Origin of the sequence: Bacillus sp. AR13-1, from assembly GCF_008042285.1 — a bacterium.
Taxonomy (GTDB): domain Bacteria; phylum Bacillota; class Bacilli; order Bacillales; family Bacillaceae_G; genus Bacillus_A; species Bacillus_A mycoides.
The window spans coordinates 24,206-49,925 of the sequence record NZ_QNUA01000009.1 but is presented as its reverse complement, the minus strand read 5'-3'; the positions used below and the strand labels follow the sequence as shown (position 1 = coordinate 49,925).

General features: G+C 37.6%; 21 protein-coding genes and 1 other annotated feature. Of the genes, 19 read left to right on the top strand and 2 right to left on the bottom strand.

The genetic code is table 11. The features are described from left to right. The first annotated feature begins 25 nt into the window (after positions 1-25). The 5 genes from tig to yihA all read left to right on the top strand — a co-directional run bounded on the left by tig (position 26) and on the right by yihA (position 7,713). A complete protein-coding gene (gene tig, locus DN408_RS07800; RefSeq protein ID WP_002015345.1) occupies positions 26-1,303 on the top strand; it encodes a trigger factor in 1,278 nt (425 codons plus the stop codon). A gap of 264 nt (positions 1,304-1,567) precedes the next feature. Beyond that, positions 1,568-2,827: an ATP-dependent protease ATP-binding subunit ClpX gene (clpX, locus tag DN408_RS07795; RefSeq protein WP_000472285.1), complete on the top strand. Its 1,260-nt coding sequence runs from the start codon at positions 1,568-1,570 to the stop codon at positions 2,825-2,827. A gap of 106 nt (positions 2,828-2,933) precedes the next feature. Then, positions 2,934-4,604 (top strand): ATP-dependent protease LonB, encoded by a 1,671-nt coding sequence (gene lonB, locus DN408_RS07790; protein ID WP_002034202.1) that lies wholly within the window; start codon positions 2,934-2,936, stop codon positions 4,602-4,604. A gap of 185 nt (positions 4,605-4,789) precedes the next feature. Next, positions 4,790-7,120 (top strand): endopeptidase La, encoded by a 2,331-nt coding sequence (gene lon / locus DN408_RS07785; RefSeq protein WP_002034201.1) that lies wholly within the window; start codon positions 4,790-4,792, stop codon positions 7,118-7,120. Next, positions 7,117-7,713, top strand: a complete 597-nt coding sequence (gene yihA / locus DN408_RS07780; RefSeq protein WP_002088829.1) for a ribosome biogenesis GTP-binding protein YihA/YsxC — start codon at positions 7,117-7,119, stop codon at positions 7,711-7,713. Before lon ends, yihA begins: the two co-directional genes overlap by 4 nt. 36 nt (positions 7,714-7,749) lie before the next feature. Here the strand turns inward: yihA and DN408_RS07775 are convergent, their stop codons facing one another. Continuing rightward, complete coding sequence (locus DN408_RS07775) at positions 7,750-8,166, bottom strand: organic hydroperoxide resistance protein (RefSeq protein ID WP_002015349.1); 417 nt, start codon at positions 8,164-8,166, stop codon at positions 7,750-7,752. Between the two features lie 2 nt (positions 8,167-8,168). Beyond that, entirely contained in the window at positions 8,169-8,621 is a 453-nt protein-coding gene (locus DN408_RS07770; protein WP_002034199.1) for a MarR family winged helix-turn-helix transcriptional regulator, read from the bottom strand. 424 nt (positions 8,622-9,045) lie between these two features. On the opposite strand from DN408_RS07770, the gene hemA reads away from it, so the two are divergent. The 14 genes from hemA to mreB all read left to right on the top strand — a co-directional run bounded on the left by hemA (position 9,046) and on the right by mreB (position 25,687). Next, positions 9,046-10,377, top strand: a complete 1,332-nt coding sequence (gene hemA / locus DN408_RS07765; protein WP_002129273.1) for a glutamyl-tRNA reductase — start codon at positions 9,046-9,048, stop codon at positions 10,375-10,377. Between the two features lie 17 nt (positions 10,378-10,394). Continuing rightward, positions 10,395-11,228 carry a cytochrome c biogenesis protein gene (locus DN408_RS07760; protein ID WP_002015354.1) on the top strand — a complete coding sequence of 278 codons (834 nt, stop codon included), beginning with the start codon at positions 10,395-10,397 and terminating at the stop codon, positions 11,226-11,228. 15 nt (positions 11,229-11,243) lie between these two features. Beyond that, positions 11,244-12,173 carry a hydroxymethylbilane synthase gene (gene hemC, locus DN408_RS07755; RefSeq protein ID WP_002034194.1) on the top strand — a complete coding sequence of 310 codons (930 nt, stop codon included), beginning with the start codon at positions 11,244-11,246 and terminating at the stop codon, positions 12,171-12,173. Between the two features lie 2 nt (positions 12,174-12,175). Beyond that, complete coding sequence (hemD, locus tag DN408_RS07750; protein WP_002129270.1) at positions 12,176-12,928, top strand: uroporphyrinogen-III synthase; 753 nt, start codon at positions 12,176-12,178, stop codon at positions 12,926-12,928. A 20-nt stretch (positions 12,929-12,948) separates the two neighbouring features. After that, positions 12,949-13,938: a porphobilinogen synthase gene (gene hemB / locus DN408_RS07745; RefSeq protein WP_002015358.1), complete on the top strand. Its 990-nt coding sequence runs from the start codon at positions 12,949-12,951 to the stop codon at positions 13,936-13,938. Further along, positions 13,938-15,227, top strand: coding sequence for a glutamate-1-semialdehyde 2,1-aminomutase (gene hemL, locus DN408_RS07740; protein WP_147740042.1), 1,290 nt, complete (start codon positions 13,938-13,940; stop codon positions 15,225-15,227). Before hemB ends, hemL begins: the two co-directional genes overlap by 1 nt. A 79-nt stretch (positions 15,228-15,306) precedes the next feature. Then, positions 15,307-16,314, top strand: coding sequence for a stage VI sporulation protein D (gene spoVID, locus DN408_RS07735; RefSeq protein ID WP_002015360.1), 1,008 nt, complete (start codon positions 15,307-15,309; stop codon positions 16,312-16,314). A 72-nt stretch (positions 16,315-16,386) separates the two neighbouring features. Next, entirely contained in the window at positions 16,387-17,412 is a 1,026-nt protein-coding gene (ysxE, locus tag DN408_RS07730; RefSeq protein WP_002129265.1) for a spore coat protein YsxE, read from the top strand. Positions 17,413-17,546: 134 nt separating this feature from the next. After that, positions 17,547-17,778 (top strand) — a binding site (T-box leader). A gap of 38 nt (positions 17,779-17,816) precedes the next feature. Further along, entirely contained in the window at positions 17,817-20,462 is a 2,646-nt protein-coding gene (locus tag DN408_RS07725) for a valine--tRNA ligase (RefSeq protein WP_002129263.1), read from the top strand. A gap of 94 nt (positions 20,463-20,556) precedes the next feature. Then, positions 20,557-21,858, top strand: coding sequence for a bifunctional folylpolyglutamate synthase/dihydrofolate synthase (locus DN408_RS07720; RefSeq protein WP_002129261.1), 1,302 nt, complete (start codon positions 20,557-20,559; stop codon positions 21,856-21,858). 164 nt (positions 21,859-22,022) lie between these two features. After that, positions 22,023-22,985: a hypothetical protein gene (locus DN408_RS07715; protein WP_002129259.1), complete on the top strand. Its 963-nt coding sequence runs from the start codon at positions 22,023-22,025 to the stop codon at positions 22,983-22,985. Positions 22,986-23,204: 219 nt separating this feature from the next. Further along, the gene (locus DN408_RS07705) at positions 23,205-23,780 is read left to right on the top strand and encodes a Maf family protein (RefSeq protein ID WP_002129258.1); all 576 of its coding nucleotides are present in this window, start codon (positions 23,205-23,207) and stop codon (positions 23,778-23,780) included. Between the two features lie 51 nt (positions 23,781-23,831). Then, a complete protein-coding gene (gene radC / locus DN408_RS07700; protein ID WP_002015368.1) occupies positions 23,832-24,509 on the top strand; it encodes a DNA repair protein RadC in 678 nt (225 codons plus the stop codon). 158 nt (positions 24,510-24,667) lie between these two features. After that, entirely contained in the window at positions 24,668-25,687 is a 1,020-nt protein-coding gene (gene mreB / locus DN408_RS07695; protein WP_002015369.1) for a cell shape-determining protein MreB, read from the top strand. Positions 25,688-25,720: the final 33 nt, after the last annotated feature.

The window sequence follows — 25,720 nt, the reverse complement described above, 5'->3', positions numbered from 1 at the left end:
TATTATAGTTGGAGGGAAAGAATAAATGTCTACAAAATGGGAAAAATTAGAAGGTAACGTTGGCGTTTTAACAATCGAAGTTGATGCTAAAGAAGTAAATAACTCTATCGACGCTGCATTCAAAAAAGTAGTAAAAACAATTAATGTACCAGGTTTCCGTAAAGGGAAAATGCCTCGTCCATTATTCGAACAACGCTTTGGTATTGAATCTTTATACCAAGATGCTTTAGATATCATCTTACCAAAAGCATACGGTGAAGCAATCGATGAAGCTGGTATCTTCCCAGTTGCTCATCCTGAGATTGACATCGAGAAATTCGAAAAAGGCCAAAACTTAATTTTCACTGCAAAAGTTACTGTAAAACCTGAAGTTAAATTAGGTGATTACAAAGGTTTAGCAGTAGAAAAAGTTGAAACAACTGTAACTGACGAGGATGTAGAGAACGAAGTAAAAGCTTTACAAGAGCGTCAAGCTGAACTAGTTGTTAAAGAAGACGGAACTGCTGCAGATGGTGATACAGCTGTAATCGACTTCGAAGGTTTCGTTGATGGCGAAGCATTTGAAGGCGGAAAAGGCGAAAACTATTCTCTTGCAATCGGTTCTGGTACTTTCATCCCAGGTTTCGAAGAGCAAGTAATTGGTCTTAAATCTGGTGATTCTAAAGAAGTTGAAGTATCATTCCCAGAAGAGTACCATGCTGCTGAATTAGCTGGTAAACCAGCAACATTCAAAGTAACAATTCACGAAATCAAAACAAAAGAACTTCCTGAGTTAAACGACGAGTTCGCTAAAGATGCTGACGAAGAAGTTGCAACTCTTGATGAATTAAAAACAAAACTTCGTACAAACTTAGAAGAAGGCAAAAAGCACGAAGCTGAGCACAAAGTACGTGACGAAGTAGTAGAATTAGCTGCTGCTAACGCTGAAATCGACATTCCAGAAGCTATGATCGACACTGAGTTAGATCGTATGGTTCGTGAATTCGAGCAACGTTTAAGCCAACAAGGTATGAACCTTGAGCTTTACTACCAATTCACAGGTACTGACGCTGACAAATTAAAAGAGCAAATGAAAGAGGATGCACAAAAACGTGTAAGAATCAATCTTGTTCTTGAAGCTATCATTGAAGCTGAAAACATCGAAGTTACTGAAGAAGAAGTAACTGCAGAAGTTGAAAAAATGGCTGAAATGTACGGTATGCCAGTAGACGCTATCAAGCAAGCTCTTGGAAGCGTAGACGCTTTATCTGAAGATCTTAAAGTGCGTAAAGCTGTAGACTTCTTAGTAGACAACGCTGCATAATAAAATAACAAGGCGCGATTTTAATCGTGCCTTGTTTTATAAATATAGAAATATATTTATAAAACTTTTCGATGAAGAAGGAAAAGTGCCTTTGTAAGTCGAATATACATATTTCAAAAGTTTTAAAATTTTTTTATTTGTACATAACTAGTCATATTATTTGTATTTCTCGCTACGTAGTGACATAATATGTATTTACATACGATACATTTATCGTGTACATACGAAGGCAAGAGGTTAGCACTTTGTAAGGGGTGTGAAAATATGTTTAAATTTAATGATGAAAAAGGTCAATTAAAATGTTCTTTCTGTGGTAAAACACAAACGCAAGTTCGAAAGTTAGTTGCAGGTCCAGGTGTTTACATTTGTGACGAGTGTATCGAGCTTTGTACTGAAATTGTACAAGAGGAGCTTGCGAAGGACGAAGAAGTAGAATTCAAAGATGTACCGAAACCGGTAGAAATTCGTGAAATCTTAGATGAGTATGTCATCGGACAAGATAACGCGAAAAAAGCACTAGCGGTAGCGGTATATAACCATTACAAACGCATTAATTCTAACAGCAAAATTGATGATGTAGAATTAGCGAAGAGTAATATTTCACTTATTGGGCCAACTGGTAGTGGTAAAACATTATTGGCACAAACATTAGCGCGTATTTTAAATGTTCCATTTGCAATCGCGGACGCAACATCTTTAACAGAAGCTGGATACGTTGGGGAAGATGTAGAAAACATCTTACTAAAACTAATTCAAGCGGCTGATTACGATGTAGAAAAAGCGGAAAAAGGAATTATTTATATTGATGAGATTGATAAAGTGGCACGTAAGTCCGAAAATCCATCAATTACACGTGATGTATCTGGTGAAGGTGTACAGCAGGCACTTCTGAAAATTTTAGAAGGTACTGTAGCGAGCGTTCCACCTCAAGGTGGTCGTAAGCACCCGCATCAAGAGTTTATTCAAATTGATACAACGAACATCCTATTCATTTGTGGTGGAGCGTTTGATGGCATCGAGCCTATTATTAAACGTCGCCTTGGTGAGAAAGTAATTGGATTTGGTGCTGAGAAGAAAAATGCTGATGTAAATGAGAAGCATGTTTTATCTCACGTTTTACCAGAGGATCTTTTAAGATTCGGTTTAATTCCGGAGTTTATCGGTCGTCTTCCAGTTATTGCGAACCTAGAGCCGCTTGATGAAGATGCTCTTGTAGATATTTTAACTAAACCGAAAAATGCACTTGTTAAGCAATTCCAAAAATTATTGGAGCTTGACGATGTTGAGTTAGAGTTTGAAGAAGGTGCACTAGTTGAGATTGCGAAAAAAGCAATTGAACGTAAAACAGGTGCTCGTGGACTTCGTTCTATTATTGAAGGCTTGATGCTTGATGTAATGTTCGAACTTCCATCTCGCAAAGATATCGAGAAGTGTATTCTTACGAAAGAAACAGTAGCTGATAATGAACCGCCGAAATTGGTGTTACAAGACGGTACTGTACTTGATACAAAAACATCTGCATAATGCGAAGAAGAAACAGCAATTTTTATAATTGCTGTTTTTCTTTATGTTTAGCACTATTCCTCCCAGGAAATACTAAAAGGTAAAACATAGCGGGAGGAAATGAATTATGAGCTGGACAAATATATTTTTACTTGTTCAACTTGTTTTTGGCGTAATTGTCGGATTGTATTTTTGGCATTTACTTCGAAATCAGCGAACACAAAAAGTTTCAATTGATCGAGAATCGAAAAAAGAATTAGAGCAGCTTCGTAAAATGCGTGAGGTTTCTTTAACAGAGCCGCTTGCGGAAAAGGTACGTCCTACATCCTTTATAGACATTGTAGGGCAAGAAGACGGGATTAAGTCGTTAAAAGCGGCTCTTTGTGGTCCTAATCCGCAACATGTGATCATATACGGTCCGCCAGGTGTCGGAAAGACAGCGGCAGCACGCCTTGTATTAGAAGAAGCGAAACGAAATCCGAAATCTCCATTTCGTACAAATGCAACATTTATCGAACTTGATGCGACGACAGCTAGGTTTGATGAGCGTGGTATTGCGGATCCATTAATTGGTTCAGTGCATGATCCGATTTATCAAGGAGCAGGTGCAATGGGACAAGCGGGTATCCCGCAACCGAAAAAAGGGGCTGTAACAGATGCGCATGGTGGTATTTTGTTCATTGATGAGATTGGTGAATTACATCCAATTCAAATGAATAAAATGCTAAAAGTGTTAGAAGATCGGAAAGTGTTTTTGGAAAGTGCGTATTATAGTGAAGAAAATTCGATGATTCCAACGTATATACATGATATTTTTCAAAAAGGTTTACCTGCAGATTTTCGCTTAGTTGGTGCAACGACACGTTCACCAGAGGAAATTCCTCCTGCAATTAGGTCGCGTTGTTTAGAAGTGTTCTTCCGTGAGTTAGATACAGAAGAAATTCAAAAAGTAGCGAAAAATGCAGCTGACAAAGTGGAGATGCAAGTAGGTGAGAACGGTATCGAAATGATTGGAATGTATGCAAGAAATGGGCGAGAAGCAATTAATCTCGTGCAAATTTCTGCTGGTATGGCGATAAATGAAGAACGACCTTTCATTAAAGATGAAGATATTGAATGGGTTGTTCATTCTAGTCAGCTTACACCAAAGTACGAAAAACGTATTTATCCAATTCCGAGAATCGGTCTTGTGAACGGGCTTGCTGTATATGGGCCGAATACAGGTGCGTTATTAGAAATTGAGGTAACAGCTATTCCTGCGAAAGATAAAGGATCAGTAAATGTCACTGGAATTGTAGAAGAGGAAAGTATTGGAAATCAAACGAAATCAATCCGCCGTAAAAGTATGGCGAAAGGTTCTGTTGATAATGTGTTAACAGTACTTCGTTCTCTAGATGTGTTGCCAGAAGGGTATGATATACATATTAATTTTCCTGGTGGTATCCCGATTGATGGTCCTTCAGCAGGTATTGCTATGGCAACAGGTGTCTATTCAGCAGTGCATCGTACGTATGTGAATAATGAAGTAGCGATGACAGGTGAGATAAGTATCCACGGAGAAGTGAAGCCTATTGGTGGTGTGTACGCAAAAATAAAAGCTGCGAAAAAAGCGGGAGCTAAGAAAGTCATCATTCCGGCTGAAAACATGCAACCATTTTTGTATACAATAAAGGGAATTGAGATCATTCCTGTTCGCAAATTAAAAGAAGTATTTGAATTAACATTTATGCAGGAAAATATGCATCGTGAGCTTGATGCACATAATGATTTGGACGAAACAGATGCACAATCAATGTGAGAATATACAATAATAAAAATTTGCCAGACTTCGTTTAAGTTTGTATGCTTAAGCGGAGTCTTTTTTCTTTTCGTGAGGCACAAAAAAACAGGGGATTAACAATTGCGAAGAATCTCTGCAATTGCATCTAGATGTATTGTAATATAAAATAGTTGAACAGGAGTTTAATTTATTATGGAGGTGCTATGTCTAGTATGAATACGAATGAAAGAATTGTGCCCCTCCTACCATTAAGAGGCATTCTCGTATATCCAACGATGGTTCTGCATCTTGATGTAGGACGTGATAAATCGATACAAGCACTAGAGCAGGCGGCAATGGATGAAAATATCATCTTTTTAGCAATGCAAAAAGAAATGAATATCGACGATCCGAAAGAAGATGACATATATAGTGTAGGTACAGTGGCGAAAGTGAAGCAAATGTTAAAATTGCCGAACGGTACGCTTCGTGTCCTTGTAGAAGGTTTACATAGAGCAGAAGTAGTAGAGTTTATCGAAGAAGAAAATATAGTGCAAGTTTCTATTAAAACGGTAACGGAAGAAGTAGAAGATGATTTAGAAGAGAAGGCTCTTATGCGTACGTTACTGGAGCATTTCGAACAATATATTAAAGTTTCGAAAAAAGTTTCAAATGAAACATTTGCAACGGTAGCTGATGTAGAAGAACCGGGAAGACTAGCTGATTTAATTGCTTCTCACTTACCGATTAAAACGAAGCAGAAACAAGAGATTTTAGAGATTGTATCTGTGAAAGAACGACTACATACACTTATTTCAATTATTCAAGATGAACAAGAGTTACTTAGCCTAGAAAAGAAAATTGGACAAAAAGTGAAACGTTCAATGGAGCGCACGCAAAAAGAATATTTCTTACGTGAGCAAATGAAGGCAATTCAAACTGAACTTGGTGATAAAGAAGGCAAGGGCGGGGAAGTTGAAGAACTTCGTGAGAAAATTGAACAGTCGGGAATGCCTGAAGAAACAATGAAGGCTGCACTGAAAGAATTAGATCGTTATGAAAAATTACCTGTAAGTTCTGCTGAGAGTGGTGTCATTCATAATTATATTGATTGGTTATTAGCTCTCCCATGGACAACAGCAACAGAGGATATGATTGACCTCACTCATTCGGAAGAAATTTTAAATAAAGATCATTACGGTCTTGAAAAAGTGAAAGAGCGAGTACTTGAATATTTAGCTGTACAGAAGTTAACGAATTCATTAAAAGGGCCAATTCTTTGTCTAGTAGGACCTCCTGGGGTTGGGAAAACTTCGTTAGCTCGTTCTATCGCAACATCGTTAAACCGTAATTTTGTACGTGTTTCTCTTGGTGGTGTGCGTGATGAATCTGAAATTCGTGGTCACCGTCGTACATATGTAGGAGCGATGCCAGGACGTATTATTCAAGGTATGAAGAAGGCGAAAACAGTTAATCCAGTCTTCTTATTAGATGAGATTGATAAAATGTCTAACGATTTCAGGGGAGACCCATCAGCGGCGTTACTTGAAGTGTTAGATCCAGAACAAAACCATAACTTCAGTGATCATTACATTGAAGAGCCATATGATTTATCGAAAGTTATGTTCGTTGCAACTGCTAATACACTTGCAAGTGTTCCGGGCCCATTGCTTGACCGTATGGAAATCATTTCAATTGCTGGTTATACAGAACTTGAAAAGGTGCACATTGCTCGTGAGCATTTATTGCCGAAACAATTAAAAGAGCACGGTTTGCGAAAAGGTAATTTGCAAGTACGTGATGAAGCGCTTCTTGAAATTATTCGTTATTATACACGCGAGGCTGGTGTTCGTACGTTAGAGCGTCAAATTGCAAAAGTTTGCCGTAAAGCAGCAAAAATTATCGTTACAGCAGAACGCAAGCGCATTGTTGTAACAGAGAAAAATATTGTTGATTTACTTGGTAAGCATATATTCCGTTATGGTCAAGCTGAAAAAACAGACCAAGTTGGTATGGCAACAGGTTTAGCTTACACAGCAGCGGGCGGCGATACACTTGCAATTGAAGTGTCTGTAGCGCCAGGAAAAGGGAAATTAATTTTAACAGGGAAACTTGGGGATGTTATGAAAGAATCCGCACAAGCCGCGTTTAGCTATATTCGTTCTCGTGCAGAAGAACTTCATATTGATCCGGATTTCCATGAGAAAAACGATATTCATATTCATGTTCCAGAAGGAGCAGTTCCAAAAGATGGACCATCAGCAGGTATTACGATGGCAACGGCACTTATTTCTGCACTAACAGGTATTCCTGTAAGTAAAGAAGTTGGTATGACAGGTGAAATTACACTTCGTGGTCGTGTATTACCGATTGGTGGTTTGAAAGAAAAAACATTAAGTGCTCACCGCGCGGGATTAACAAAAATTATTTTACCGGCGGAAAATGAGAAAGATTTAGATGATATTCCAGAGAGCGTAAAAGAAAACCTTACGTTTGTGCTTGCATCTCATTTAGACGAAGTATTGGAGCACGCATTAGTAGGAGTGAAACAATGAAAGTAACAAAAGCAGATATTGTAATTAGTGCCGTTAAACCGGAACAATATCCAGACAGTGATTTACCAGAAATTGCCTTAGCAGGTCGTTCTAATGTCGGGAAGTCTTCCTTTATTAATAAAATTTTAAATCGTAAAAAGTTAGTACGTATTTCTTCTAAACCAGGAAAAACGCAAACGCTGAACTTTTTCTTAATCAATGAAATGATGCATTTTGTTGACGTTCCAGGTTATGGATATGCGAAAGTATCTAAAACAGAGCGCGCGGCATGGGGCAGAATGATTGAAACTTACTTTACAACACGTACGCAATTAGACGCAGCTGTATTAGTAGTTGATTTACGTCACCAACCAACAAAAGATGACATTATGATGTATGATTTCTTAAAGCATTATGAAATCCCAACAATTATTATTGCAACGAAAGCCGATAAAATTCCGAAAGGGAAATGGCAAAAGCATTTAAAAGTTGTAAAAGAAACGCTTGCTGTTGAAATTGGCGATGAAATCGTTCTATTCTCTTCTGAAACAGGACTTGGAAAAGAAGAAGCATGGAAAGCAATTCATAAAATGACAAAAACAAAAAACGCGTGACGAATGTCGCGCGTTTTTTTTTTATTTACTAAACTTTTAGCGTACGTTTAATGTAACTTCAATATTTCCTCTTGTTGCTTTAGAGTAAGGACATACACCGTGAGCGGCTTCTACAAGTTCTTGTGCTTCGGCATGAGAAACACCAGCAACATGTACGTCAAGTACAGCAGATAGTCCGAAACCACCATCTGTATCTTTACCGATAGAAACGTGTGCAGTCACTTCTGTACTTTCCACCTTCATACGTTTTGTACGAATTACAAGTTGTAATGCACTATCAAAGCAAGCTGCATAACCAGCTGCAAATAATTGTTCTGGATTTGTTGCTTCTCCGCCTGCGCCACCTAGTGCTTTTGGCATTTTTACATCAAGATTTAATATGCCATCATCTGAAACTACCTTACCGTTTCTTCCACCTGTTGCTGTTACTGAAGCAGTATATAATTTATCCATGTTTATTCCCCTTTTCTGTCATTAATTTTTTTCATTGTTTCAATTAACGTGTTTAATTGGATTAATAAAGAATGATATTCTTGCTCTGTAATGCCTAAATTTGTAGCCATCGTTGTTGGTAATGAACAAGCTATTTCTTTTAAATCTTTACCTTGTTTTGTTAATTCAATACAAACTTTTCGCTCGTCTTCTTTTGAACGAACACGTTGTACAAGTTTTAATGATTCCATACGTTTTAACATAGGTGTTAAAGTACCAGAATCTAAAAATAGACGTTCTCCAATTTCTTTTACTGTTAGTCCGTCTTGTTCCCAGAGTACGAGTAAAGTAATGTACTGGGGATACGTAATGCCCATTTCTTCTAAATAGGGGCGGTAAAAACGGGTAACCTCTCTAGAACAAGCGTAAATAGAAAAACAAAGTTGGTTATCTAGATGCAAAGGATTTTCTTTCATAGGCAACTCCTTGTATTTTTAAATTGTGCACAATTTAATTTTGTAAAACCAATATAACGAAAAAGAAATACAATGTCAAATGCATTGCATCGAGAAAGTGAGTACTATATTTTGGAACAATCATACATATTTTCCTTCATGATGAAAGAAGATAGAAAAGATGATGTTATAATTAATATGGAATAGTTTCCATCACTTGATTATGAGGACTTTTTTTGGTAACGTACAAATAGAGTTGTTATTTTATAATTATTATAAAGTAGAAAGTAGAAAGTTCTTTATTAATCTTACTGAAGCTCCTTTATTACATATGGAGAATAAATAAAAAATAATCAGTTGTTCACACGATTGTCAGATTCATAAGAGGAAAGTTGTATTATGATAGTAGATAAAGTGATAAAACGGGTGAAGGGGGACATGCTGCGTGCATATTCTTGTTGTTAGTGTAAATTATCGAACAGCCCCTGTAGAATTTCGTGAGAAACTCACATTTCAGGCAGCAGAGCTAGAGCAAGCAATGACTACATTACAAAACCAAAAGAGCGTGCTAGAAAATGTCATTGTATCAACTTGTAATCGCACTGAGATTTACGCTGTTGTCGATCAATTACACACGGGACGGTATTACATTAAGAAGTTTTTAGCTGATTGGTTTCAGCTTGAAATAGAAGAAATCGCACCATACTTGTCTATTTTTGAACAAGATGGCGCAATAGATCATTTATTCCGCGTAACGTGCGGTTTGGATTCTATGGTTGTTGGAGAGACGCAAATTTTAGGTCAAATAAAAGATAGCTTTTTAGAAGCACAACAAGTAAAAGCGACAGGTACAATTTTTAATGAGTTGTTTAAGCAAGTGGTTACGTTAGCAAAACGTGCGCACTCAGAAACAACGATTGGTGAAAGTGCGATGTCTGTTAGTTATGCTGCTGTTGAGCTCGGAAAGAAAATATTTGGCGATTTAACAGATTGTCATGTACTTATTCTTGGTGCGGGTAAGATGGGTGAACTTGCACTGCAAAACTTATACGGAAGTGGAGCTCGTAAAGTAACGGTTATGAATAGGACGCTTACGAAAGCGGAAGTGATGGCTGAGAAATATATGGGACATGCAAAGCCTTTAAGTGAATTGCAATGTGCATTATTAGAAGCGGATATTTTAATTAGTTCAACGGGTGCATCAGAATATGTCATTACGAAAGAAATGATGACAAAAGTAGAGAGAATGCGCTCTGGTCGTCCGTTATTTATGGTTGATATTGCAGTACCACGTGATATTGATCCAGCGATTGATGAATTAGAAGGCTCTTTCTTATATGATATCGACGATCTGCAAGGTGTAGTTGAAGCAAACCGTGCTGAACGTTTAAAAGAAGCAGAGAAAATTCAATTTATGATTGAAGAAGAAATGGTTTTATTTAAAACGTGGTTAAGTACGCTAGGTGTTGTACCGTTAATATCAGCTCTTCGTGATAAAGCGCTAGCAATTCAAAGTGATACGATGGAAAGTCTTGAGCGAAAAATACCAAACCTTAGTGATCGTGAGAAAAAAGTAATTAGTAAACATACGAAAAGTATTATTAACCAATTGTTAAAAGACCCAATTTTAGTAGCTAAAGAATTAGCTGTTGAAGAGGGAGCTGGCGAAAAATTAGCTTTATTTGCGAAGATTTTTGATTTAGAAGTGGAAGAAGCGGGAAATACGGAAGAAGTAGAACATAAAAGAGCGTGGACACCATCCGTTCCATCTTTATAACTTGGAAGGATGATCGGATGAGTTTTTTAAATAACAGTATTATTTATCATATTGCAATTATTTTATATGCTTGTAGCATTAGTTTATATTTTATAGATTATTTCCAAAGTAACCGAAAGGCGAACCGCTTTGCTTTTTGGTTACTTTCGATTGTATGGGTTCTGCAGTCTATCTTTATGTTGCTTAGGGCTACAGATTCAGAAACGAATCCTATTTTAACTTTATTATCAGGGATTTATTTTTATGTTTGGTTATTGATTACGATGTCATTAGTCATTAATCGATTTATGCGTATTGACTTTTTAGTCTTTTTTACAAATGTTGTAGCATTTGGCGTAAGCGCTTTTTCTATTTTTACACCGCTCGGGAAGATGTCGCCAGTACTTGCAGAGCAATTAGTTTCAGAACTTGTATACGTGCATGTCGGTATGGCGATTATTTCTTATGCAACGTTTACTGTATCGTTTATTTTTTCTATTATGTATTTATTGCAATACCGACTATTAAAAAAGAAAAAGTGGAATGCGAGATTAAGAAGATTAGGAAATTTGCCGAAGCTTGAATCTATGTCTTACGGATTAAATTTATTTTCTGTTCCGTTTTTCTTATTAGCAATTATATTAGGATGCATATGGGGATATACAAAATTGGATAATTTCCATTGGTATGATACGAAAGTAATTGGGTCTTTTGTCGTTCTATTTGTATATTGCGTGGGCTTATATTTACGAGCAGCAGATGTGTTGCAAGGTAAGAAAATTGTGCAGTGGAATATCGGGGCATTTCTCGTAATGCTAGTTAACATTTTTCTATTAAGCAGTTTATCTAATTTCCACTTTTGGTATTTATAATGAGGAGAGAGAATTATGCGCAAAATTATTGTAGGTTCACGAAAGAGTAAACTAGCATTAACACAAACTAATTGGTTTATTGATCAATTAAAAGCGCTTGGTTTACCATATGAATTTGAAGTGAAAGAAATCGTCACAAAAGGTGATGTTATTTTAGATGTTACTCTTTCAAAAGTAGGCGGAAAAGGTTTATTTGTAAAGGAAATTGAACATGCGTTACTTACGAAAGAAATTGATATGGCTGTACATAGTATGAAAGATATGCCAGCTGTACTTCCAGATGGATTAACGATTGGTTGTACGCCAAAGCGCGTTGACCCTCGTGATGCTTTTATTTCTAAAAACGGAGAATCGTTTAAAGACTTAGCAGAAGGCGCGATCTTAGGAACGAGTAGTTTGAGACGTAGTGCACAACTACTAGCTGCGAGACCAGATTTACAAGTGAAATGGATTCGCGGGAATATCGATACACGCTTACGTAAGTTAAAAGATGAAGATTACGATGCAATTATTTTAGCGACAGCTGGATTACAGAGAATGGGCTGGGACGGAGAAGTTATTACAGAACATTTAGATGAAACGTTATGTGTACCAGCCGTAGGACAAGGTGCATTAGCGATTGAATGTCGTGAGGATGATACGGATTTACTTCAGTTGTTAGCGCATATTAATGATGCAGTAACAGAAAGAACAGTGGCTGCTGAACGAGTATTTCTTCATAAACTTGAAGGTGGATGCCAAGTTCCAATCGCTGGATATGCAACTCTTAAAGAAAATGATGCAATCGAATTAACAGCGCTTGTCGGTTCTATGGACGGTTCTGTTTTATTGAAAGAGATAGTAGTAGGTAATGATCCGAAGCAAGTTGGATTAGAGGCTGCGGACCGTTTAATTAAACAAGGAGCAAAAGAGCTCATCCTTGCTGCAAATAAGGAGCAACAATAAATATGAACGCTCTCGCTGGCAAAACAGTATTGATTACACGTGCCCAGCACCAAGCGAAACAAATGAGTGTAGCAGTGAAAGAAAGGAGCGGAATTCCATTGGAAATTCCGCTTTTGCGTATGGAAGGTACGTCTCATAGGCAAATTCAACACATAGCAGGGCAGCTACATTCGTATGACTGGGTTATTTTCACGAGTAAAAATGGTGTAGCTTTTTTTCTAGATGGTTTAGAAACAAAAATACCATTAACTATTAAAATCGCTGCGGTAGGCGTGAAAACAAAATTAGAGTTAGAAAAAAGGGGCTATCAAGTTCATTTTGTTCCGACCTCGTTTGTTGCAGAAACATTTGCCGAAGAGTTTCTAAAAGAGTTAAGTGGAAACGAGCGTATTTTATTTCCGAAAGGGAATTTAGCAAGAGATGTAATCCCGGTTAAACTTAGGGAGTTTGGTGTTTTTCTAGATGAGTTAATTGTATATGGTACGAAGGTGAATGTAGAGAAAAAACAAGAACTTATAACAGCATTGAAATTAGGGGAAGTAAATATTATTACATTTACGAGCCCTTCAACTGTTGATAGTTTTGTTCGTTTACTTGAGGGTACAAACTGGAGAGAATGGACGAAAAAATGTACAATTGCTTGTATAGGGCCTATTACGGAAAAAGAGGCGAACCTCTATTTTTCACATGTTATTGTGCCAAAAGAGTACACTGTAGAAGCATTACTGCAATGCATTTGTGAATCTATAAAATAAAAGAATGGGGATAGAAATCTATGAATTCTTTACAATTTAATCGTCATCGTCGTTTAAGACAAAGCGGGGGCATGCGTGCGCTTGTACGTGAAACATTTTTACATACAGAAGATTTTATTTACCCTATTTTTGTATTAGAAGGAGAAAATACTCGTAATGAAGTTCCTTCTATGCCAGGCGTATATCAAATGTCTTTAGATTTATTGCAAGCTGAAATGCAAGAGGTCGTTGATTTAGGTATTCGTTCTGTTATTGTATTTGGTTTACCTGCTGAAAAGGACGAAGTTGGATCATCGGCATATTGTGAGCATGGAATTGTACAGCGTGCAATTAAGCAAATTAAAGATGAGTTCCCAGAGCTAGTAGTAGTTGCAGATACATGTTTATGTCAATTTACAAGCCATGGTCATTGCGGTGTTATTGAAGATGGCGTTATTTTAAATGATGAGTCTCTTGCAGCTCTTGCAAAAACAGCTGTAAGTCAAGCGAAAGCAGGGGCAGACATTATTGCACCATCTAACATGATGGACGGATTCGTAACAGCAATTCGCCATGCATTAGATGAAAATGGTTTCGCGCACGTACCAGTTATGTCGTACGCTGTGAAATATTCATCAGCATTTTACGGACCGTTCCGTGATGCAGCACATGGTGCACCGCAGTTTGGTGACCGTAAAACATATCAAATGGACCCAGCGAACCGTATGGAAGCATTCCGTGAAGCAGAATCAGATGTAATGGAAGGGGCCGACTTCTTAATTGTAAAGCCAGCTCTTTCTTATCTAGATATCGTTCGTGATGTGAAAAATAACTTTAACTTACCAGTCGTTGCTTATAACGTAAGTGGTGAATATTCGATGATTAAAGCAGCAGCACAAAATGGTTGGATTAATGAAAAAGAAGTTGTACTTGAGAAATTAATTAGCATGAAACGCGCAGGAGCAGACTTAATTATTACGTATCATGCAAAAGATGCAGCAAGATGGTTACAAGAAGGAGGCGCTAAATAATGAAAAAATTTGATAAATCGATTGCGGCGTTTGAAGAGGCTCAAAATTTAATGCCTGGAGGCGTAAACAGCCCTGTCCGTGCTTTTAAGTCTGTTGGTATGAATCCGCTGTTTATGGAGCGCGGAAAAGGCTCTAAAGTATATGATATCGATGGGAATGAATACATCGATTACGTATTATCGTGGGGACCTTTAATTCATGGTCATGCGAATGATCGTGTTGTTGAGGCTTTAAAAGCTGTTGCTGAAAAAGGAACAAGCTTTGGTGCACCAACAGAAATTGAAAATAAATTAGCGCAGCTTGTTATCGAGCGTGTACCATCAATTGAGATTGTGCGTATGGTTAACTCTGGAACAGAGGCGACAATGAGCGCGCTACGTTTAGCTCGTGGTTACACTGGACGTAACAAAATTTTGAAATTCATTGGTTGTTATCACGGTCATGGTGATTCTTTATTGATTAAAGCAGGTTCGGGTGTAGCAACGCTAGGTTTACCAGATAGCCCTGGTGTACCAGAAGGTGTAGCGAAAAATACGATTACAGTAGCGTATAACGATTTAGAAAGTGTAAAATATGCTTTCGAACAATTCGGTGATGACATCGCTTGTATAATTGTAGAACCAGTGGCAGGGAATATGGGTGTTGTTCCCCCTCAACCAGGGTTTTTAGAAGGACTTCGTGAAGTGACAGAGCAAAACGGTGCACTACTTATTTTTGATGAAGTAATGACAGGATTCCGTGTTGCTTATAATTGTGGACAAGGTTACTACGGTGTAACTCCTGACTTAACTTGTTTAGGTAAAGTAATCGGTGGTGGCTTGCCGGTAGGAGCATACGGTGGGAAGGCAGAGATTATGCGTCAAGTTGCACCAAGCGGACCGATTTATCAAGCTGGAACATTATCGGGTAATCCACTTGCAATGACAGCAGGTTATGAAACGTTAGTGCAGTTAACGCCAGAATCATATGTGGAATTTGAGCGTAAAGCAGAAATGTTAGAGGCTGGACTACGTAAGGCAGCTGAAAAGCATAATATCCCGCATCACATTAATCGTGCAGGTTCTATGATTGGTATTTTCTTTACAGATGAGCAAGTTATTAATTATGATGCAGCAAAATCTTCAAACTTAGAATTCTTTGCAGCTTACTATCGTGAAATGGTAGAACAAGGTGTATTTTTACCACCTTCTCAATTTGAAGGTTTATTCTTATCGACAGCACATGGTGATGCAGATATTGAGGCGACAATTGCGGCGGCCGAAATTGCAATGTCAAAATTAAAAGCATAATTTCTTAGAGAAAATCGCTTTCCATTAGGGGAGCGATTTTTTTTATTCATAAAGTAGCCTTAGGGAACATAAATCTGTAATGACATATAGTTTGGGAGGGGGAAAAGAAGTGGCAACAGATCATTCATTACGATTTTCATTAAAAGAATCTGTTTGGTTCCAGAAGGGACAGGAAGTCGAAGAACTTTTGTCAATTTCGTTAGATCCAGACGTTGAGATAGAGGAGCTCGATCATGAAGTTATCGTGAGGGGGCAATTAGATTTAACGGGAGAGTATGTTGCAAGGCAAGATGATTCAGCTTATTCATTAAGAGAGCTATCACCAGCAAAGGCAATTGATTATGTAGAAACAAGGGCAGACGGGGTTAATGAGCTTGTCCATTCCTTTCCGCTCGAAATATCAATTCCAAGAAATCGAGTGAAAGTAATTGAAGAATTATATGTATCAATCGAGGAATTTGATTATGAATTAAAGGAAAATGGTTGCTTACAACTATTAGCGGATATATCTATTACAGGTTTATGTGACGAAGAAAGAACCGAGGATGAAGAGGAAGAGACTGTGTATGCCGAGTTGGAAGCTGATTCAGCTGAAGAAGATGAAAGTAGACCTGCGCCGCACGAAGAGGTACCAGCCTATAAAGAATCAGATGGATGGGAAGATTATGCATTTGAGCCGTTTCAGTTAGAAGAAAGAAAAGAGCAAGAAATAGAAGAAGAGGAATTAGAAGAACATGAACTTGTGGAGCGTGAAGAGGAGCAAGAAAAGACGCCACAATTTGAATTGTTCGGGCGGAAAAATTTCAAGAAAGAAAAAGCGAAAAAGCAGGAAGAGCCAGAGGAAGAAGCATATTCACAGCGAGATGAAAATGCACTTTATTTAACGAAATTATTTACGAAAGAACCAGAAGAAGAATTTACGAAGTTAAGAATGTACTTCGTACAAGAAGGAGATACAATTGAATCGGTTGCAGAACGTTATGAAACGACTGTACAAAGCTTATATCGTGTAAATCAATCAGAAGATATATATTTAACTACAGGGCAAATTATATATATTCCTGTTTCAAAAGCAACAGTGAAATAAGTGAGTGAGTTTTTTCACTCACCTCTTTTCTTTTCCTAGAAGCTATGTTTTGAATAAGAAAGGGTTATTCGTATGGATATTGAATTACGAAATCGCTATGAACCCATTGTGAGGCAATATAGATTGGACACTCAGCATATGGAAGAGCACGGAAGTGTAATGAAAATTTATACGAATCAAGGTCCGTATGCGTTAAAGAAAATACAAGATAGAAAATTAGAGCGGAATAATTTTTTACACCATATTCAATATTTGAAGGAGAAAGGTTTTTCGAATTATGTACCTATCTATCACACGACGGACGGGAATTATGTTTTAAGTGATGGGGCGTATAGCTATTATTTAATGCCTTGGTTAGAACGTGCGGAAGGAAATGGCGAAGATAATGATCAATACCATAAGATGTTTCAAACGCTCGGGACGTTGCATCAAAAAACGGTGAAAGAGGAGACTTATACAGAAGAAGATTTAGAAAAACATTATACAAATATATCCGACCGTTGGGAAAATGATGGTGAGATATTAGAAGAGTTTCTTGTAGAATCAGAAGCGAAGTGGTATATGTCTCCATTTGAATTACAATATTGTACGTATTATCACCACGCTATGAGAGCACGTGAGTTCGCAACGAAACAATTAAGTGAATGGCATGATGCAATGAAAGAAAAGGAAAAAACACGTACTACTTTCGTTCATGGAAATGTATCGCTTAATCACTTTTTATTTGATTATGAACGAAACGGTTATTTTATTAGTTTAGAAAAGTCTCAGTTTGCTACACCGGTACAGGATATCGTCAGCTTTTATTCAAGGTCTTTGAACACATATCCAATTGCGCGGAGCGACCGCTTTGAATGGTATCAAATGTATCAAAAAAATTTTCCATTTACGAAAGAGGAGCAGCTTCTTATGTTTGCGTATATGACGTACCCGTCGCATTTTATTCGGCAAATTCAGTCGTATACGAAAAGAAGAAAGAGTCGTAATGAAGAAAATGAGCTTCGCGGGGTAAAAATTCTGCAGCAATCGCATTGGCTCATTAGTAATACAGAATATTTCCTTTCGCAATTACAAGCTGCCCAGCAAGGGAACGGATAAAGAAGATAAGTAGGGAGAACCCTGCTTATCTTTTTTTATTAGTTCCATAAAGAGATAAAAGCCGTAGTTTCAAATTTATCTTGACGAATAAGGTTTCGTTTTTTACACTATTGTATATAATAATTAACAATCACATAAATGCATTGAAGGGGAAGAGTATAACATGAAACGTCTTCAGAGAGGGGAACCATTGGCTGGGAGGTTCTCTAGATAGTTATGTTAGAAGGTAGCCCTGGAGCATCTTTTCTGAACGGAATGATTCTTATTAGGAAAAGACGGATTTGTCCGTTATCAAATTAAGAGTATAAGCAAATTCTGAATTTGTTTGTAAATAAAGGTGGTACCGCGATGTCCCTCGTCCTTTTTTGGATGAGGGGCATTTTTTATTTTAAGGAGGGAAAATAATGTCAAACACGGAAAATAATTTACCAACTAAATATGATCATATGTCCGTTGAAGAAGGCCTTTACAAGTGGTGGCTTGAAGGCAAATATTTCGAAGCAACAGGAGATGAGAAGAAACAACCATATACAATTGTAATTCCACCTCCGAACGTAACTGGTAAGTTACACTTAGGTCACGCTTGGGATACGACGCTTCAAGATATTTTAACTCGTACAAAGCGTATGCAAGGTTACGATGTATTATGGCTTCCAGGAATGGACCATGCTGGTATCGCAACGCAAGCGAAGGTAGAAGGAAAACTTCGTGAAGAAGGTATTTCACGTTACGATCTTGGTCGTGAGAAATTCCTTGAAAAAGCTTGGGAATGGAAAGAAGAATACGCTTCTCACATTCGTCAACAATGGGGAAAAGTTGGTTTAGGACTAGACTATTCTCGTGAACGCTTCACATTAGACGAAGGTTTATCTAACGCTGTTAATAAAGTATTCGTTCAATTATATGAAAAAGACTTAATTTATCGCGGTGAGTATATCATCAACTGGGATCCAGCAACACGCACAGCTCTTTCTGATATTGAAGTAATTCATAAAGAAGTTCAAGGTGCATTCTACCATATGAACTATCCGTTAACAGACGGTTCTGGTCACATTCGCCTTGCAACTACTCGTCCAGAAACAATGCTTGGTGATACAGCGGTAGCAGTTCATCCAGAAGATGATCGCTACAAACATTTAATCGGAAAAACAGTTACACTTCCAATCGTAGGCCGAGAGATTCCGATTATTGCTGATGAATACGTAGAAAAAGACTTCGGAACAGGCGTTGTGAAAATTACACCAGCTCATGACCCGAATGACTTTGAAGTAGGTAACCGTCATGACTTACCACGTATTTTAGTAATGAACGAAGATGGAACGATGAACGAAAAAGCTGGTAAGTATAACGGTATGGATCGTTTCGAATGCCGTAAAGAGTTAGTGAAAGACTTACAAGAAGCTGGCGTATTAGTAGAAATCGAGCCTCATATGCACTCAGTAGGTCATAGTGAGCGTAGCGGTGCAGTTGTTGAGCCTTATTTATCAACACAATGGTTCGTAAAAATGGCTCCACTTGCAGAAAAAGCGGTAGAACTTCAACAAAAAGAAGAAGAAAAAGTAACGTTCGTACCAGAGCGTTTTGAAAACACATACTTACGCTGGATGGAAAACATTCATGACTGGTGTATTTCTCGTCAATTATGGTGGGGACACCGCATTCCAGCTTGGTATCATAAAGAAACTGGTGAAGTATACGTAGGTACAGAAGCGCCAGCAGATCTTGAAAACTGGAATCAAGATAATGACGTGCTTGATACATGGTTCAGTTCAGCATTATGGCCATTCTCAACACTTGGCTGGCCGAATGAAGATGCAGCAGACTTTAAAAAGTTCTATTCAACAGATGCTTTAGTAACTGGTTATGATATCATCTTCTTCTGGGTATCTCGTATGATTTTCCAAGGTTTAGAGTTTACAGGAGAGCGTCCATTTAAAGATGTATTAATTCACGGTTTAGTTCGTGATGAGCAAGGACGTAAAATGAGTAAATCTCTTGGTAACGGTATTGATCCGATGGATGTTATCGAGAAGTACGGTGCAGATGCGATGCGTTACTTCTTATCAACAGGAAGTGCACCAGGTCAAGATTTACGTTTCAGCATGGAAAAAGTAGAATCTACTTGGAACTTCATTAATAAAATTTGGAACGCATCACGTTTCGTATTAATGAACATGGATGACATGAAGTATGAAGAAATCGATTTAACTGGTGAAAAATCAGTTGCAGATAAGTGGATTTTAACTCGCTTAAACGAAACAATCGAAAGTGTAACACGTAACATGGATAAATATGAGTTCGGTGAAGCTGGTCGTTCATTATACAACTTCATTTGGGATGATTTCTGTGACTGGTACATTGAGATGGCGAAACTTCCACTATACGGTGAAGATGAAGCAGCTAAGAAAACAACTCGTTCGATTTTAGCTTACGTATTAGACCAAACAATGCGTCTATTACATCCATTCATGCCATTTGTAACAGAGAAAATTTGGCAGCATTTACCGCATGAAGGCGAGTCTATTACAGTAGCAGCATGGCCAACAGTTCGCGAAGATTTACAAGATAAAGAAGCGGCAGCAGAAATGCACCTTCTAGTTGATATCATTCGCTCTGTTCGTAACATCCGTGCGGAAGTAAATACACCAATGAGCAAAAAAGTTCAAATGCAAATTAAAGCAAAAGACGAGGTAGTACTAGCTCAGCTTACGAAAAACAGTTCTTACATCGAGCGTTTCTGTAACCCAAGTGAACTAACAATTAAGATTGATTTACAAGCGCCAGAAAAAGCGATGACTGCAATCGTATCAGGTGCAGAGTTATTCTTACCGTTAGCTGATCTTATCAATCTTGATGAAGAGAAAGCGCGTCTTGAAAAAGAACTTGAGAAGTTCGATAAAGAAGTAGAACGTGTACAGAAGAAACTTTCAAACCAAGGATTCGTAGCGAAAGCTCCTGCAGAAGTTATTGACGGAGAGCGTGCGAAAGAGCAAGATTACCTAGAAAAACGCGAAGCGGTTCGTCAACGTCTAGCGGATCTTGAGAAATAAAAATGTTTTTCAGAGACTCACTATATTGGTGAGTCTCTTTTCTTTGCGTATAATAGAATTAAGAAGTTTGTCTTTTGAAAGGGGAATAGCAAACGTGATACATACATACGAAGAAGCGATAAACTGGATTCATAGCCGATTGAAATTTGGGATAAAACCAGGGCTAGAAAGAATGCAATGGATGTTAGAAGAACTCGGAAATCCAGAGCGTCATATAAAATGTGTTCATCTTGCCGGCACAAATGGAAAAGGTTCAACTTTAACATATATGCGCTACATGTTAGAAGGCGCGAAATATAAAGTAGGAACGTTTACATCGCCTTACATAGAAACATTCAATGAACGTATTAGTGTAAACGGAATACCGATTGCAGATGAAGAGATTGCGGAACTTGTAAATATGGTAAAGCCAGTCGTTGAAAAATTAGATGAGACGGACTTAGGAGAAGCGACTGAGTTTGAAATCATTACAGTAATGGCAATTTATTATTTCGGTAAAGTTAATTTCTGTGATGTTGTTTTATTTGAAACGGGGCTTGGGGGAAGATTTGATTCTACAAATGTTATTCATCCGGTTCTCACGATTATTACGAATATCGGCCACGATCATATGCATATTTTAGGCAATACACTAGGAGAAATTGCATATGAAAAGGCAGGGATTATTAAGTCTGGTGTTCCAGTTATTACTGGTGTGAAAAATGAAGAAGCATTGCAAGTAATTCAAAAGGTTGCTAAGGAAAATCATGCAAGCTTATATGAACTTGGAAAACAGTTTACAACACTACATAAACATTCTAATAAAGATGGGGAACACTTTGATTTTGATTGTCCATTTGCCTCGTTTGAAAATGTTCGGATTTCAATGAAAGGCATTCACCAAGTAGGCAATGCAGCACTAGCGCTTATGGCAGTAATGTATTTAAAAACATATTTATCATTTTTAATTAATGAAGAGGAGATGAAAGTTGGCTTACAAGAAGCATACTGGATTGGTCGATTTGAAAAGTTACAAAGTAATCCAGATATTATAATAGATGGTGCTCATAATCCAGAAGGTATTGAAAGTCTTGTAAAAACAGTAGAGGCACATTATAAAAAGAAGAATGTAATAGTTTTATTTACTGCTCTTGGTGACAAACAGTTACATAACATGGTAGGGCAATTAGAAAAAGTTGCTGATGAAATAATATTTACGACGTTTGCCTTTGATCGTGCCATTTCTGCTGACAAGCTTGCATCGTATTCACAACAAGAGTCAAAATTAGTTTTTGAAGATTGGAAAGAGGCAATTGATACAAAGGTTGACAGGATAGGAGAACATGATGTTTTTATCATAACAGGTTCTTTGTATTTCATTTCCGAAGTTAGAAAATATATTCGCGAGAAAAACTAGATAGTCTTTGCTATCTAGTTTTTTGTTCTACAAATGAAGTCAAATGCATACATATAAGATAATAATATAGGGTTATTTGACGAATTCCTCTGACAAATATCTCGTTTTTTTGTGGAATGAATATGATATGATGCGGACAATGACAAGAGGTGAGGTGTGAGTGTATGGACAAGCAATCACGAACGATCTCGGTGAAAGTAAATGGAACAGAAGCGAAGTATGAGGAAAAAAAGAAGGATGAGTTTGACTGGATGATAGCAGAAAGTGAGAGACCGAAAAATGTAGTTCCGTTTCAAAAAGCGAAATCAGTATCTATGGAAAAATATCGAAAGAAGTGGAGCAATACAATAATCGCAATCGTTGCAACTGCAATAATTATCGGTACTGCATTTGGGATGGGTATGATTCATTTATTAACTGGACAAGGGACGACAGGAGAAGGTAAGGTAACGGCTTCGAAGCAGACAGGTAATGAGGAACAAAAGGTGGGTGGAACGGCAGAACAAACACCAACACCGAAAGAGGAAAAACCAAAGGCACAGGTAGGAACGTCATTAGAACCAATGAAACTATTTTTCGTTCAAGGAGGGCTTTATTCCTCTGAAGAAAAAGGACAGGCTGCTATTGAAGAGTGGAAAAGTAATGGGGGCGTGGCTACTTTGAAACCGAGTGGTGATAAGTATGCGTTAGTTGTTGCTATTACGAGCGATGAACAGGCTGTTAATCAATTAATAGATCAGTATAAGCAAGATGGTGTTTCAGTTTTGAAAAAAAATTGGGATATTACAGATAAAGCATTGCTCAAAAATGATAAAGAAGTAGGAATGTTTTTAGCGAAAGTGCAGCCATTATATACTCATTTAGCAAAATATGTGTCCAGCGTACAAACTAGTGGAAAAAGTAATCCAAAAGATATAGAAGCGATTCAAAAAGAGTGGAAAGCTATGGAAAAGGAAGGGAAGAGTATGAAGCGTGAAGATGCAAAGAAGCTTTATACGTATACGTCAATAGCGGTGCAAACGATTAAGGAAGGGAAGAGCGATAAGGAATCTGTAGCTAAATTAAATCAAGTTATTATTGATGGTATACTTTCGTATGAAAAAATGGTTTCACAAAAAGTGAAATAATAGGATAATGAAATGACGAAGAAAGAAGTACATATACTTCTTTCTTTTCTTTTGAATTTAGAACAAAGTGCTTTCTGTATGGGCAGCATATAATCGTATTTAAAAAGAACTATTATTTTGTTTAGAGAAAATGATATTTCTAGAATTTGTGGGGAAACTATTCCTTTGATACGATTGATTTGAATTATTCTGCTTCATGTGAGAAGGGAAGGAGAAAATATGAGGAAAATTATTTTAGCTTCAGGGTCACCTAGGAGGAAGGAACTGCTTGAATTAGCAGATGTGCCATTTGAAATCGTTGTTAGTGAAGTAGAAGAGACGATTGGTGCATACTCATCACCTTCTGATATTGTTATGTCGCTTGCTTTGCAAAAAGCATCTGCTGTGGCAGAAAACCATAGTAATCACGTTGTACTAGGTGCAGATACAATTGTTACATATGATTCGCGTATTCTTGGAAAGCCGTCTAATGAGGCTGAGGCGAAAGAAATGTTACGATTATTATCGGGGAAAACACACGAAGTATACACAGGTGTTGCAATTATATCGAAAGAAAAAACGGTAACTTTTTATGAACGTACAGAAGTAACATTTTGGGGATTAACAGAAGAGGAAATAGACGTATACGTTGCATCGAAGGAACCACTTGATAAAGCAGGGAGCTATGGAATTCAAGGTAAAGGGTCTATTTTTGTTCAACATATTCAAGGGGACTACTACAGTGTAGTTGGCTTGCCAATTGCGCGTCTTGTCCGTGAATTAAAACAGTTTGATAGCGATGTAACCCATGCGTAAAATTGCATGGGGTTTTCTTTAGGAGAAATCGTAAAAAAAAGGGGTGGAGAGATGAACGGTATTCGTGATGTTGTGAGAGAAGAACAGCCACGGGAGCGTTTATTGTTAGAAGGAGCAGGAAGTTTATCGAATCGAGAACTTCTTGCAGTTTTACTCAGAACGGGTTCTAAAGAAGAAACGGTGTTAACGTTATCAGATAATATTCTCCATCATTTTGACGGCTTACGAATGTTAAAGGATGCAACGTTAGAAGAGATGATGAGCATTCATGGTGTTGGGATTGCAAAGGCGTCGCAGCTTATGGCTGCTTTTGAATTAGGTAGAAGAATGGTACGTTTAGAATATCAAAATAGATATAGTATTCGAAGTCCAGAAGATTGTGCGAGTTATATGATGGAAGAGATGCGTTTTTTGCAACAGGAGCATTTTGTTTGTTTATATTTGAATACGAAAAATCAAGTGATACATAGGCAAACTATTTTTATTGGAAGTTTAAATACGTCGATTGTGCACCCGAGGGAAGTTTTTAAAGAAGCGTTCCGTCGGGCAGCAGCCTCTATTATATGTCTTCATAACCATCCCTCAGGAGATCCGGCGCCGAGCCGTGAAGATATTGAAGTTACAAAACGATTAGTAGAATGTGGTCGAATTATCGGAATTGAAGTACTTGATCATATCATAATAGGTGACCATAAATTCGTGAGTTTAAAGGAAAAAGGTCATATTTAAGACTATTCTTTTTACTTATTTTGTTTTATAATGTGATTTATGAGTTTTTTGTAGAAAATTATCTACAAAAAGGATGCAGATATAAAAAAACGTACTGTTTTTATAAATATAAAGTAAGAAAAATGAGTCCGTGAAAATAAGAAGGGAAGATAAATGATATGTTTGGATTTGGTGGATTTACTCGCGATCTTGGAATAGACTTAGGAACAGCGAATACGCTTGTATATGTGAAAGGGAAAGGTGTAGTTTTACGTGAACCTTCAGTAGTAGCATTACAAACTGATACGAAACAAATCGTTGCGGTAGGTAGCGATGCAAAACAAATGATTGGTCGTACACCAGGAAACGTAGTGGCACTTCGCCCTATGAAAGATGGTGTAATTGCTGATTACGAAACAACAGCAATAATGATGAAATACTACATTCAACAAGCTCAAAAATCAAATGGATTCTTCTCACGTAAACCATACGTAATGGTATGTGTACCATCTGGTATTACAGCTGTAGAAAGACGTGCAGTAATCGATGCGACTCGTCAAGCTGGTGCTCGTGATGCTTATCCAATCGAAGAGCCATTTGCAGCAGCAATTGGTGCAAACTTACCTGTTTGGGAGCCGACTGGTAGTATGGTTGTTGATATCGGTGGTGGTACAACAGAAGTTGCAATTATTTCTTTAGGTGGTATTGTAACAAGTCAATCAGTTCGTGTTGCTGGTGATGATATGGACGATTCAATCATTCAGTACATTAAGAAAAGCTACAACTTAATGATTGGTGAAAGAACAGCAGAAGCACTAAAATTAGAAATCGGTTCTGCAGGCGAGCCAGAAGGTATTGAGCCTATGGAAATTCGCGGTCGTGATTTAGTAAGTGGTTTACCGAAAACAGTACTAATTCAACCAGAAGAAATTGCAGATGCATTAAAAGATACAGTAGATGCAATTGTAGAATCAGTTAAAAATACGTTAGAAAAAACTCCACCTGAATTAGCAGCGGATATTATGGACCGCGGTATCGTATTAACGGGTGGCGGGGCATTACTACGTAACTTAGATAAAGTTATTAGTGAAGAAACAAATATGCCAGTTCTTGTTGCAGAGGATCCATTAGATTGCGTAGCAATTGGAACGGGTAAAGCATTAGACAATATCGACCTTTTCAAAACTGCTGCTCGATAATATTGCAAAATAAAAATCAATGAAATTAAGAGG

Bases quoted from the DNA above. Each gene is read 5' to 3' on its own strand.
- hemB (WP_002015358.1), top strand. From the start codon at position 12,949: ATGAATTCTTTACAATTTAATCGTCATCGTCGTTTAAGACAAAGCGGG.
- DN408_RS07705 (WP_002129258.1), top strand. From the start codon at position 23,205: ATGAGGAAAATTATTTTAGCTTCAGGGTCACCTAGGAGGAAGGAACTG.
- tig (WP_002015345.1), top strand. From the start codon at position 26: ATGTCTACAAAATGGGAAAAATTAGAAGGTAACGTTGGCGTTTTAACA.
- lonB (WP_002034202.1), top strand. From the start codon at position 2,934: ATGAGCTGGACAAATATATTTTTACTTGTTCAACTTGTTTTTGGCGTA.
- lon (WP_002034201.1), top strand. From the start codon at position 4,790: ATGTCTAGTATGAATACGAATGAAAGAATTGTGCCCCTCCTACCATTA.
- DN408_RS07725 (WP_002129263.1), top strand. From the start codon at position 17,817: ATGTCAAACACGGAAAATAATTTACCAACTAAATATGATCATATGTCC.
- radC (WP_002015368.1), top strand. From the start codon at position 23,832: ATGAACGGTATTCGTGATGTTGTGAGAGAAGAACAGCCACGGGAGCGT.
- ysxE (WP_002129265.1), top strand. From the start codon at position 16,387: ATGGATATTGAATTACGAAATCGCTATGAACCCATTGTGAGGCAATAT.
- clpX (WP_000472285.1), top strand. From the start codon at position 1,568: ATGTTTAAATTTAATGATGAAAAAGGTCAATTAAAATGTTCTTTCTGT.
- yihA (WP_002088829.1), top strand. From the start codon at position 7,117: ATGAAAGTAACAAAAGCAGATATTGTAATTAGTGCCGTTAAACCGGAA.
- DN408_RS07715 (WP_002129259.1), top strand. From the start codon at position 22,023: ATGGACAAGCAATCACGAACGATCTCGGTGAAAGTAAATGGAACAGAA.
- spoVID (WP_002015360.1), top strand. From the start codon at position 15,307: ATGACATATAGTTTGGGAGGGGGAAAAGAAGTGGCAACAGATCATTCA.
- DN408_RS07775 (WP_002015349.1), bottom strand. From the start codon at position 8,166: ATGGATAAATTATATACTGCTTCAGTAACAGCAACAGGTGGAAGAAAC.
- DN408_RS07760 (WP_002015354.1), top strand. From the start codon at position 10,395: ATGAGTTTTTTAAATAACAGTATTATTTATCATATTGCAATTATTTTA.
- hemC (WP_002034194.1), top strand. From the start codon at position 11,244: ATGCGCAAAATTATTGTAGGTTCACGAAAGAGTAAACTAGCATTAACA.
- hemL (WP_147740042.1), top strand. From the start codon at position 13,938: ATGAAAAAATTTGATAAATCGATTGCGGCGTTTGAAGAGGCTCAAAAT.
- DN408_RS07770 (WP_002034199.1), bottom strand. From the start codon at position 8,621: ATGAAAGAAAATCCTTTGCATCTAGATAACCAACTTTGTTTTTCTATT.
- mreB (WP_002015369.1), top strand. From the start codon at position 24,668: ATGTTTGGATTTGGTGGATTTACTCGCGATCTTGGAATAGACTTAGGA.
- hemD (WP_002129270.1), top strand. From the start codon at position 12,176: ATGAACGCTCTCGCTGGCAAAACAGTATTGATTACACGTGCCCAGCAC.